6 protein-coding genes and 2 tRNA genes are annotated in these 11,459 nt (G+C 67.5%); 5 read left to right on the top strand and 3 right to left on the bottom strand.

Annotated elements, in window-relative coordinates; all coding sequences use genetic code 11:
• The first annotated feature begins 100 nt into the window (after positions 1-100).
• From AC1DBE_RS04750 to AC1DBE_RS04735, 4 genes are all read left to right on the top strand, one after another.
• Positions 101-1,213: a YlbL family protein gene (locus AC1DBE_RS04750; protein WP_476878646.1), complete on the top strand. Its 1,113-nt coding sequence runs from the start codon at positions 101-103 to the stop codon at positions 1,211-1,213.
• 155 nt (positions 1,214-1,368) lie between these two features.
• Positions 1,369-4,386, top strand: coding sequence for a UPF0182 family membrane protein (locus AC1DBE_RS04745; protein WP_476969767.1), 3,018 nt, complete (start codon positions 1,369-1,371; stop codon positions 4,384-4,386).
• 149 nt (positions 4,387-4,535) lie between these two features.
• Positions 4,536-4,609, top strand: a tRNA-Met gene (locus AC1DBE_RS04740).
• A gap of 158 nt (positions 4,610-4,767) precedes the next feature.
• A tRNA-Met gene (locus tag AC1DBE_RS04735) sits at positions 4,768-4,844 on the top strand.
• A 66-nt stretch (positions 4,845-4,910) separates the two neighbouring features.
• Here the strand turns inward: AC1DBE_RS04735 and AC1DBE_RS04730 are convergent.
• The 3 genes from AC1DBE_RS04730 to AC1DBE_RS04720 all read right to left on the bottom strand — a co-directional run bounded on the left by AC1DBE_RS04730 (position 4,911) and on the right by AC1DBE_RS04720 (position 9,435).
• Positions 4,911-6,335, bottom strand: coding sequence for a cryptochrome/photolyase family protein (locus AC1DBE_RS04730; protein ID WP_476969766.1), 1,425 nt, complete (start codon positions 6,333-6,335; stop codon positions 4,911-4,913).
• Positions 6,336-6,482: 147 nt separating this feature from the next.
• Positions 6,483-7,271, bottom strand: a complete 789-nt coding sequence (locus AC1DBE_RS04725; protein WP_476878643.1) for a PspA/IM30 family protein — start codon at positions 7,269-7,271, stop codon at positions 6,483-6,485.
• Between the two features lie 115 nt (positions 7,272-7,386).
• Positions 7,387-9,435, bottom strand: coding sequence for a TPM domain-containing protein (locus tag AC1DBE_RS04720; protein WP_476969765.1), 2,049 nt, complete (start codon positions 9,433-9,435; stop codon positions 7,387-7,389).
• A 306-nt stretch (positions 9,436-9,741) separates the two neighbouring features.
• Between AC1DBE_RS04720 and AC1DBE_RS04715 the strand changes: the two genes are divergently transcribed.
• Positions 9,742-11,286, top strand: coding sequence for a S1C family serine protease (locus AC1DBE_RS04715; RefSeq protein WP_476969764.1), 1,545 nt, complete (start codon positions 9,742-9,744; stop codon positions 11,284-11,286).
• Positions 11,287-11,459: the final 173 nt, after the last annotated feature.

The following is an 11,459-nucleotide window of genomic DNA, read 5'->3' as shown; positions in this document are numbered from 1 at the left end:
CTGGAATATTTGCAGGCTGCGGACCGGCTACGGGGTCGCGGCCGCAGCGCCGCGGTCGCATCCGCAAGGGCACCAGGCGCCGGCACGGAGAGGTCCTTCATTGACGATTACCCAGGGCGGCCAGCCTGCCGGCGAAACCGCGCCCCGCGAACGCGGCGGCGAGAACACCACCCGGTCCTCCACCATGCTGGTCTCCGGCCTGCTGTCGCTGGCCCTCGGGCTCGCGGCGATGAGCCTCCCGGTGCCGTACGTGATCGAATCCCCGGGCCCCACGTTCAACACCCTGGGATCCGACCACGGCAAACCAGTCATTACCGTCTCCGGCCACGAGGCGTTTCCCGCCAAAGGAAACCTGGATCTGACCACCGTCTACGTCGACGGCGGCCCCAACGGCCCGGTGACGGTCTTTGAAGCCCTAAGCGCCTGGCTGAATCCCACCAAGGCGGTCTACCCGGAGGAACTGATCTTCCCCAGCGGCGTCACCAAGGAGCAGTCGCAGCAGGAAAGTGCCGTGGCCATGACCACCTCGCAGGAGAACGCGGTGGCCTCCGCCCTGAAGGAACTGGGCATCGCCTTCGAACAGAAGCTGCAGATCGCCGGCGTCCCGGACGGGTCGGCCTCGAAGGGCAAGATCGAGGACGGCGACGTGCTGGTCTCCATCGACGGTAAACCCGTCACCGCCCTGAGCGTGGTCCAGTCTCAGCTCGCGGCCGGAAACGGCAAACCGGTCACCGTCACCGTGGACCGCAACGGCCGCCAGCTGCCGCTCAGCATCACCCCGACCAAGTCCGAAAACGGCCGCTACCTCCTCGGCGTCGTGCTGCAGTACAAGTTCAAATTCCCGTTTGACGTAAAAATCTCACTCGACCAGGTAGGCGGCCCCAGCGCCGGCATGATGTTCGCCCTGGGCATCGTGGACACTGTGACCCCGGGTGACCTGACCGGCGGCAAACACATTGCCGGCACCGGCACCATCACGCCCGACGGCGTCGTGGGCCCCATCGGCGGCATTGGCCAGAAGATGGTCGGCGCCAGGTCCGGCGGCGCCACGTTGTTCCTGGCCCCGGCGGCAAATTGCGACGACGTCGTCGGCCACATCCCGGCCGGCCTGCAGGTGGTCAAGGTGGCCACCCTGGACCAGGCACGCCACGCCGTCGAGCTCGCCGCGTCAGGGGCCGACACATCCGGACTTCCTGCCTGCACCAGCAACTAGACTGGCCGCGGAACTAAGCACCGGCGCCACTCGTGGCACTAATGACGGCCGCCGCCGCCCCCTGGGCGGCGCCGGCAGTCGCTAGACTGCAGCAACACCTTGCACTTAGACAACTGAAAACCAGCAGCACTGAGACCAGCTATGAGGTACCGAGTTTGTCCCGTCCCAGCACCGTCCCACCCGGAAGGCCACAGCAACGGCGAGGCGCACTGACGCCTACATTAATTGTTGTGGCCCTGATCGTGGTGGGCTTCATTTTCTTCGCCAATGTCTGGACGGACGTCCTCTGGTACCAGCAGCTGGGTTTCTTCGAAGTCTTCCTGACCGAGAACCTCGCGCGGATCATCATCTTCCTCATCGGGTTCGCCGTTATGTTCGCGGCCGTGTTCTTCGCGATCCGGATCGCCTACATCTCGCGTCCGGTCTACGCGCCGGATTCCGAAGTCCGGGACAACCTCAACCGCTACCAGGCCCAGCTTGAGCCCATCCGCCGGGTGGTCATGATCGGGCTGCCGGTGCTCTTCGGGCTCTTCGCCGGAAGCGCAGCCGCCAGCCAGTGGCAGAAGGTCATGCTGTTCCTGAACCAGGAACCCTTCGGGCAGAACGATCCCCAGTTCAACCTGGACATCAGTTTTTACCTGATGACCCTGCCGTTCCTCGGCTTCGTCACCGGCTTCCTGATCAGCGTCGCCGTCGTGGCCGGTGTCGCGGGCATCCTCACGCACTACCTCTACGGCAGCATCCGGCTGATGGAGCGCGGTGTGTTCACGAGCCGGGCCGCCCAGATCCACCTGGCCGTCGCCGGCGCGGCGTTCCTCCTCCTGCTCGGCGCGAACTTCTGGCTGGACCGCTACTCGGCCGTCCTGAACAACGGCGGCCGCTGGGCCGGTGCGCTGTACACCGACGTCAACGCGGTCATCCCCACCAAGGCCATCCTGGCCGTCGCCGCAGGCATTGTTGCCGTGCTCTTTATTGTGGCCGCCGTCGTCGGCAAGTGGCGGCTCCCGGTGATCGGCACGGCCATGCTGGTGATCACCTCGATCCTGGCCGGCGGCGTGTACCCCTGGGTGATCCAGCAGTTCCAGGTCCGCCCCTCGGAGCAGACCCTGGAGAACGAATTCATCAAGCGGAACATCAACATGACCCGCGCCGCCTACGGTCTGGACAAGATCCAGGAGAAGCGGTACGAGGCCACCACCAACGCCACCACCGGCGCCCTCGCCCCGGACGCGCAGACCACGGCCAACATCCGCCTGCTCGACCCGAACCTGATCTCTGACGCCTTCTCCCAGCTCGAGCAGTACCGGCCGTACTACCAGTTCCCGAGCACCCTGAACGTGGACCGCTACGAAGTCAACGGCAAGATCCAGGACACGGTGATCGCGGTCCGCGAGCTGAACCCGGGCGGCCTTGCGACAAACCAGCAGTCCTGGCTCAACCGGCACGTGGTCTACACCCACGGCTACGGTGTGGTCGCGGCCAAGGGCAACAAGTTCACCGCTGACGGCAAGCCCGAGTTCCTGCAGTCCGGCATCCCGTCCACCGGTGTGCTCGGCACCGACACCAGCTACCAGCCGCGGATCTACTTCGGCGAAAACTCCCCGGACTACTCGATCGTCGGCGCCCCTGCGGGAGCGGCGCACCGTGAGCAGGACCGGCCGGCGGCCAAGGAAGGCGACGCCGGAACCCAGTACACGTTCACCGGCAACGGCGGACCGAACGTGGGCGGGTTCTTCAACAAGATCCTCTACGCGATCAAGTTCCAGTCCTCGGACCTGCTGCTCTCCGACGGCGTCAACGCCGAGTCGCAGATCCTCTACGACCGGAGCCCCAAGGACCGTGTGGAAAAGGTCGCGCCGTACCTGACCGTCGACGGAAACGCCTACCCCGCCGTCGTCGACGGCCGGGTGAAGTGGATCGTGGACGGCTACACCACCAGCCCGTACTTCCCGTACTCGCAGCAGGAGCAGCTCTCGGACGCCACGAGGGACTCACAGACCTCGGCCGGACGCACCGCCGCGCTGCCCAGCAACTCGGTCAACTACATCCGCAACTCGGTCAAGGCCACCGTTGATGCTTACGACGGGTCCGTCTCGCTCTATGCCTGGGACGACCAGGATCCGGTCCTGAAGGCCTGGCAGAAGGTCTTCCCGACCTCCTTGAAGCCCTTCTCGGAGATGTCCGGCGCCCTGATGAGCCACGTCCGCTACCCGGAGGACCTTTTCAAGGTCCAGCGTGAACTCCTGGGCCGCTACCACGTGACCAACGCGGACAGCTTCTTCACCAACAACGACGCCTGGTCTGTTCCCAACGATCCGACCGTCAAGGAAGAGGGGGTCAAGCAGCCCCCGTTCTACATGTCGCTGCAGATGCCCGACCAGGAGAAACCGGCCTTCCAGCTGACCTCCTCGTTCATCCCGCAGGTGGTCAACGGCAACGCCCGTAACGTGCTCTACGGCTTCCTGGCCGCGGACTCCGACGCCGGAAACCAGAAGGGCGTGAAGGCGGCGAGCTACGGCCAGCTGCGGCTGCTGCAGATTCCGCCCGAAGCCAACGTCCCCGGCCCCGGGCAGGCGCAGAACAAATTCAACTCCGATCCCACGGTGTCCCAGGCGTTGAACCTGTTGCGCCAGGGCGCGTCGGCGGTGCTCAACGGCAACCTGCTGACCCTGCCGGTGGGTGGCGGCCTGCTCTACGTCCAGCCGGTCTACCTGAAGTCGACGGGGGAGACCTCCTACCCGACGCTGCAGCGGGTCCTGGTGGCGTTCGGTGACAAGATCGGGTTCGCCCCGACCCTGGACGAGGCGTTGAACCAGCTGTTCGGCGGCAGGTCCGGCGCCACCGCCGGTGACGCCGCCAACAACGGCCAGGCGCCGGCCAGCCCGTCACCGGGCACCACGCCACCGGCCACCGGCGGCAGCACGGACGCCAAGGCCGAGCTGAAGGCGGCGCTCGACGACGCCAACGACGCCATTAAGGCCGGCCAGGCTGCCCTGGCCAAGAGCGACTTCGCGGCTTACGGCGAGCAGCAGAAGAAGCTCTCCGCCGCTCTGGAACGGGCGATCAACGCGGAGGCCAAGATCACGACACCCTCCCCGGCGCCGTCGGCCACCCCGTCACCGGGCGCCAGCGCATCGCCGTCGGCCACCCCGTCACCGTCCCCGAGTAAGTAAGCTCCGGAGAACGACAGGCCACCGGGCCGGATTCCCTGCCTCCACGGAGCAGGGGGTCCGGCCCGAGGCGTATGCGCCGGGGATGGGACGCACATCACGCCGCCCCGATTTGGCCTCCCGTTCACCGGCAGGTACAGTTGTTCTTGCGACGCGGGGTGGAGCAGTTCGGTAGCTCGCTGGGCTCATAACCCAGAGGTCACAGGTTCAAATCCTGTCCCCGCAACTGAGAAAGAGTCCGGAACACTGGAAGGTGTTCCGGACTCTTTGCTTTAACCTCCGGCGAGGGGCGGCCGCGGCCTCCGTCCAGCGCCGGCCGGAGACGGGCCGTGGTCGGGCCGTGGTCGGGGCGTCGGCCAAAGTAGGGTAGTGTTGATCAAGCGACGCGGGGTGGAGCAGTTCGGTAGCTCGCTGGGCTCATAACCCAGAGGTCACAGGTTCAAATCCTGTCCCCGCAACCACTGGCAGTAGGAAAAAGGCCCGGATCCAAGGATCCGGGCCTTTTCGTTGCCTGCCCCCGACGGTACTTAGGCGTCCTTCAGCCGCTGGTAAGTCTCCAGGGCCCTAGCCCGGGATTCGGGGAGGCCCACGATCGGCTCGGGGTAGTCCGGGGCCCCGCCATCGGCCTTCCACGGCTCATGCACGGCCTTGTCATCCAAGCCGGACAGCTCCGGTATGAACGCGCGCAGGTAGCGGCCCGCGGAGTCGAACTTCTTGCTCTGCGTGACCGGGTTGAAAATGCGGAAATAGGGGGAGGCATCGGCGCCGGAGCCGGCCACCCATTGCCAGTTGGCCGGGTTGCTGGCCGAATCCGCGTCGACGAGGGTGTCCCAGAACCAGGCTTCGCCCAGCCGCCAGTCGGCCAGCAGGTTCTTGACCAGGAACGAGGCAGCCGCCATCCGGACGCGATTGTGCATCCAGCCGGTCTGCCAAAGTTGGCGCATACCGGCATCCACCAGCGGATAACCGGTCGCGCCCTGCTGCCAGGCATGCAGTTCGGCGTCGGACGGTGTCTGCCATTCGAAGCGGTCAAAATCCGGGCGGTAGTTTTTGGTGGCCAGCTGCGGGTTCTCGTAGAGCAACTGCCAGCAGAATTCCCGCCAGCCGAGCTCGGAGCGGTAGATGCCGACGTCGGCCGGCGCGCCGTGCGGGTAGCGTTCCCGCAGCGCGTGCCAGACCCGGAACGGGCTGATCTCCCCGAAACGCAGGTGCGGGGAGAGCCTGCTGGTCCCCTCCACGCCCGGGACGTCCCGGCCGGTGCCGTACTCGGCGGCGGGCCCGTCGAGGAAGTCATCAAGCCTGCCGTGCGCTCCGGCCTCGCCGGGCGTCCACTCGGCCGCCAAGCCGGCGCTCCAGTCCGGATGCCGGGGGAGGAGCGCCCAGCTGGCCAGCGGTTCGCTCTCCGGCAGTTTCCCCCCTGCGGTCTTGGCCGGCCCCGGGAGGTGCTCCGGGGCGTCCAGCGGCTGCCGGGGCTCGGACGAGTCGAGGCACGCTTTCCAGAACGGTGTGAAGACCTTGTACGGGCCGCCGGAACCGTTCCGGACCGTCCACGGCTCGAACATCAGGCTGGCTTGGAAGCTGGAGGCATCGATGCCCTCTCCTGCTGCCCACTCCTTGAGGCCGGCGTCGACGGCGCGTTCCGGTCCTCCGTAGCGCCTGTTCCAGAGCAGCCGGGTGGCGCCGGTTTCCTCGACCAGGGCGCGGATGACCCGGTCTGCCTGCCCGCGGCGCAGGACCAGTCGCGATCCGGCTGCCTTCAGGTCGGCGGAGAGGGCTTTGAGGGAGTGGTGCAGCCACCACTTGACCGCGCTGCCCAGGGGCCGGATCCCGGGGGAGTCCTCGTCGAGGACGTAGACCACCGTGAGCGGCCCGCCCTGCGAGGCGGCCTCGGCCAGCGCCGGGTTGTCGTCGAGTCGGAGATCATCGCGGAGCCACACCAGGGTCGAAGACATGGCTCCACGCTACTGGATCGGAGGCTGGCCCGCCGCCGGGCTCCCCGCGGGACGGCAACGGCCGGGTCCCTGCTGGGACCCGGCCGTGCTGGTAACTCTGTGCTGCTGACTCTGTGCTGGCTGCCGGCCGGACGCGACCGGAGCGGCCTAGAGCTTGTCGAAGTCTGCCTCGTCCACGGTGCTGCCCGCGGCCGAGCCGTTCCCGGCGCCGAGCGCAGGAGTGGCGTTGCCGGACTTCAGTGCGGCCAGGCGTGCCTCGATCTCGGTCTGCTCGCCAAGGTCCTCGAGGGAGTTGAACTGGGCGTCGAGGCTGGACGCGGCGAGCTCCTGCTGGCCGCGCACCTTGGCCTCTTCGCGGCGGATCTTCTCTTCGAAGCGGCCCACCTCGGAGGTGGGGTCCATGATGTCGATGCTCTTGAGCGCGTCGTGCACCTGGGACTGCGCGGCGGCCGTCTTGGAGCGGGCCACGAGTTCGTTGCGCTTGCTGGTCAGCTCGTTGAGCTTGCCCTTCATCTGGTCCAGGCCGTTCTTGAGCTTGTCCACGACGTCGGACTGGGACGCGATGCTGGGCTCCGCCGACTTCGCCTCGTTCTCGGAGGTCATCTGGCGCTGCAGGGCCACCTTGGCGAGGTTGTCGAACTTCTCGGCGTCAGCGGTGTCGCCCTTGGCACGGTACTCATCGGCCTTGCGGGAGGCGGCAAGTGCCTTGTTGCCCCAGTCCTGGGCGTTCTTGATGTCCTCGTTGTAGTCGTCCTGGAGCATACGCAGGTTGCCGATGGTCTGGGCGACCGCCGATTCCGCCTCGGCGATGTTGTTCGTGTAGTCGCGGACCATCTGGTCCAGCATCTTCTGCGGATCTTCGGCCTGATCGAGCAAGGAGTTGATGTTCGCCTTCGCCAGCTGCGCCATGCGGCCGAAAATGGACTGCTTAACCATGGTGTTACCTTTCGTCCTATCCGGTGGTGGACACCGGATACGGTGAACAGTGAATGTACCGCTTCTACCCGCCGGCTGGAGTAATTCCGCCGGCGCCTAGTCTGTTACCGGCAGGCTAGAAGTCGCCTCCGCCGCCGAAATCGCCGCCCCAGCCTCCGCCGGAATCGCCGCCGCCACCCCAGCCACCGCCGGAGTCACCGCCGCCGCCCCAGCCTCCGCCGCCGCCCCAGCCACCGCCACCTCCGCCGCCGCCGTGCAGGATGGAGTTGATCAGGATCCCGCCGAGGATGGCGCCGCCCAGGCCGCCGCCTCCGCCGCCGCCGAACATGCCGCCCCGGCCGTAGCCCTGGTTGGCGTAGCCACCGAACTGGTCCACGTCCGCCTGGGCCTGCTGGGCCGCCTGGGCGGCGAGTGCGTGCGCCTGCTGGGCGTACTGCAGGGCAGTCACGGGGTCCGTGCGGGAAATGGACAAAGCGTAGTCAAGGTTGCGCTGCGCCTCGGCGAGACGGGTACGCGCTTCGGTGCCGACTCCGCCGCGGCGTGCCGTGATGTAGTCGGACGTGGCGCTGATCTGCGCCTGCGCGGACATGATGCTCTGCTGCAGCGAGGCCTGCGCCCGGCGGACCTGCTCCTGCTGGTCCCGGATCCCGGAAAGCGAGGCATCAAGCGACTGGTGGGCGTTCTCGACGCGCTCCAGCGTGGCGATGGGGTCGATCTTCCCGGCCTGGATCTCGGCTTTCACCTGGGCCAGGGCCGCTTCGACTCCGGCCACGGGCCCGGCGAGCTCGGGGTGCGCGCCCGACTGGATCATGGCCCGGGCCTGGGCGAGGTCCTGCGAGGTGTCTACGACGGCGGCCTCCAGGCCGTTGCGGGCCTCATCGAGGTTGCCCGCCACCTTGGCGATGGCATCGAGCAGCACGTTGGTCTGGTGCAGGCTCTCCTCGGCAGCCCGGACGGCGACGGCGGCGAGGCTGCCTTCCCCGCCGTTGAGCTTCTCCCGGGCCGTGGCGGAGGCGTTCTGCACGAAGGCCAGGCGCTCCTTGGCCTGGGTAATGTTGTCGGCCACCTGGGTCAGTGCGCTGTCCGCGTACTTTGCACGGAGCCCGTCCAGGGACTGCTCCGCCGCAGCGATTTTTGCCTCCGCGGCCTGCGCCCCGGTGCCCACCTCGGCCAGGGCCTGCGGGGCGTTCTTCTCCAGCTCCCGCAGGGAATCGAAGTCCGCTTTCTGTTCCTTCAGGGAGGCCAGGGCGGCCTCCGAGCGCCGGATGATTTCGCCGTACCAGGTGCGCTGCTGTTCCTCGGTGTCAGGGATGTGGTCATCCAGCTGCTGCTGGAGCTTGAAGGACTCACTCATGTGGGCTTTGGCGTCCTGGAGGGCTTTGGTGAAGTTCCCGACGGCGGCGTCCCCGTACTGCGCCTGGGCGAAGCCAAGTTCCTGCTCGCTGGACTTGATGGCATCGTCCGCTTCGATCAGCAGGGATCCGCTCTTGCGGCGCAACTCCTCGACGCTCAGCCCGGCCAGCGGGTCCAGCTCGGCGCCCTGCGGGCCGTACGCACTGCCCGCGGCCGCGCTCTTTTTCCGCCGGTTCCGGAGGTACAGGTACGTCCCGACACCGCCGGCGGCAACGACGCCGACGCCAACCAGCACGCCGCCTCCGGCGCCTGACGGCACCGAACCGCTGCCTCCGCCGGCGGCGTCGCCGATGGCCGCCGCGGTGTCGATGGCGGCCTGCGCATAGTCGCCGTTACGCAGCTGCGGATCGACGGCGTTCTTGATGATGTTCTCGCGCTGGGTGTTCGTGATCTTGCTGTTGACCGGCTTGCTCAGCTGGTACTTGCGGGCCTGGGTGGCGACGGCGAGCACCAGCGAGTTGGATCCCAGGTTCGCCTTCTCGGCGACGGCCTGCGCCCACTGTCCGCTGTCCGTCGGGTTCTGGAACGTCTTGACGTAAACCACGTAGAGGTTCATCTGGTGGTCGGTGCCGAGTTTCTTGATGGCCGCCTCAACGTCCGGCTTCTTGCCGCCCAGGACGCCGGCGGAATCGACAATCTTGTTGGCAGGATCCAGGGTGACCGGATCTTCCGCGAAGGCGGGCGCGGCGGGGAGTGCCAGCAGCCCGGCGACGCCCAGCACGGCGAGGAAACGTTTCGTCATTGACCGCATGTGCAACCCTTCAGCACTTCTGTGACCGGATCGGGCCGAGCCGGTCGTCTCAGAACGCAGCAGCGCCCCCACGCAGGTGTAAAGCCGCAGGTCGCTGTGGCAAGTCCATTTGATTCTATGGTGCACCCCGGAGGCCGTCCACAGCCGGGAATATGCCACCAGCGAAACGCGCTGAACCGGGCGGCAGGCCATGCCGAAGAACCCGCCGGAAGCGCCGCGGCGTTCAGGAACCTCCCAGCAAATGTTCGCCCTTGTTCCAGCGAGTGCGGCCATAATTGAGTGCAGACGAGGATGAAAGGAAGTCCCATGACTGAGAACCCACTGCAGGGCGCGTCACCGGATCCATCAGCAAAGGACCGGGAGCCGGTTGCGGCTTCCGGGTCTTCCGCCGACGCTCCGCAGGCCGCGCCGGCGGAGGACGCAGCCGGGGCCAACCCGACCATGCGGCTCGACCGCCCCGAAGACGCCCCGCGGCCCGTATACCCGCAGCGGGAACCGGCCTACGGCCAGCACGCCGCCCCCGACACACAGCAATTTGGCGGCCCTTACAACTACGGCGCCGGCGGCAACGGCGGCTACGGCAACCAGCCGCCGGCCGGCCCCTACAACCACAACTTCAACCAGCCCGGGAATGCCCCGAAGCGTAAAGCGGCCTTCGGTGTGCCCACGCTCGTCGCGAGCATCCTTGCCGCCGGCCTGGTGGGCGGCGGAGTGGTCGCCGGCGGGAATGCCCTGATCGGCAACCGTTCGCTGGCCGCCACCGGCGGCACCAGCCAGTCCGGCACCGTGATCGTCAACAATAAGGACGACGTCAACGCCATCACCGCCGCCGCCGAGAAGGCCTCACCCAGCGTGGTGACCATCAAAGCCACCAGCGGCAGCGACGGCGGCACCGGATCCGGCATCATCCTCGACGGCGAAGGCCACATCCTTACCAACACCCACGTGGTTACCCTTGACGGCAAGTCGGCGAACGCCGCCGTCGAGGTCCGCACGAGCACCGGCAAGGTCTTCAGTGCCAAGATCGTCGGCACGGACCCGCTCTCCGACCTCGCCGTCATCAAGGTGGACAATCCGGCGGGGCTGGTCCCGGCCACCCTCGGCGACTCGGACAAGCTCAACGTCGGTGACACCGCCGTCGCGATCGGGTCCCCGCTGGGCCTGACCGGTACCGTCACGGACGGCATCGTCTCCACCCTGAACCGCACCATCAGTGTCGCGTCCTCGGCCGCCCCCAAGAACGGCGCCGACAACTCCCAGGGCGGCGACCAGGGCTTCCAGTTCGCGCCTCCCGGCGGGGGACAGGCCCCCAGCACCGCTGACCAGGGCAGCATCTCGATCAACGTCATCCAGACCGACGCAGCCATCAACCCGGGCAACTCCGGCGGTGCGCTGGTCAGCAGCAAGGGTGAAATCATCGGCGTGAACGTCGCCATCGCCTCGGCCGGCGGGGACTCCGCCGGCAGCAGCAGCAGCGGCAACATCGGCGTCGGCTTCAGCATCCCGATCAACAACGCCAAGCGCGTCGCCCAGGAGATCATCAGCAACGGCAAGGCCACCCACGGCCAGCTCGGGGTGAGCGTGAAGGCCAAGGCGGCGGGCACCTCGTCCTCCGGTTTCTCTGTAGGCGCCGACGTGGCCACGGTGGAGCCAAGCTCCGCCGCCGACAAAGCCGGCATCAGGGTGGGCGACGTCATCACCAAGTTCCAGGACCGCTCCATCAGCGATCCGAACCAGCTCACGGCCGCAGTCCGCGAGCAGGCAGCCGGCGCGAAGGTCCAGGTCACCGTCCTCCGCGGCGGAAAGGAACAGCAGCTTGATGTGACGCTGGGCGCAGCCGCGGAGCAGTAACAACAGCAGCAGTAACAACAGCAGCAGTAGCGGCAGCACCTGCCGACGCGGGAAGCACAACGAGGAGCCGGCCGGCACCCTGAGGGGTGGCGGCCGGCTTCGCCGTTCCGGGCACGCACGTCAGCCCGGGACCGATCCCCGGGGGCCGCTCCCGGACGGCCTCTCCGCGGGCA

Source organism: Arthrobacter sp. 10T416 (assembly GCF_056394165.1).
The sequence above is the reverse complement of the archived record's forward strand: the minus strand, read 5'-3'. Positions and strand labels throughout refer to the sequence as shown.

Bases quoted from the DNA above. Each gene is read 5' to 3' on its own strand.
- AC1DBE_RS04730 (WP_476969766.1), bottom strand. From the start codon at position 6,335: ATGTCTTCGACCCTGGTGTGGCTCCGCGATGATCTCCGACTCGACGAC.
- AC1DBE_RS04725 (WP_476878643.1), bottom strand. From the start codon at position 7,271: ATGGTTAAGCAGTCCATTTTCGGCCGCATGGCGCAGCTGGCGAAGGCG.
- AC1DBE_RS04720 (WP_476969765.1), bottom strand. From the start codon at position 9,435: ATGCGGTCAATGACGAAACGTTTCCTCGCCGTGCTGGGCGTCGCCGGG.
- AC1DBE_RS04715 (WP_476969764.1), top strand. From the start codon at position 9,742: ATGACTGAGAACCCACTGCAGGGCGCGTCACCGGATCCATCAGCAAAG.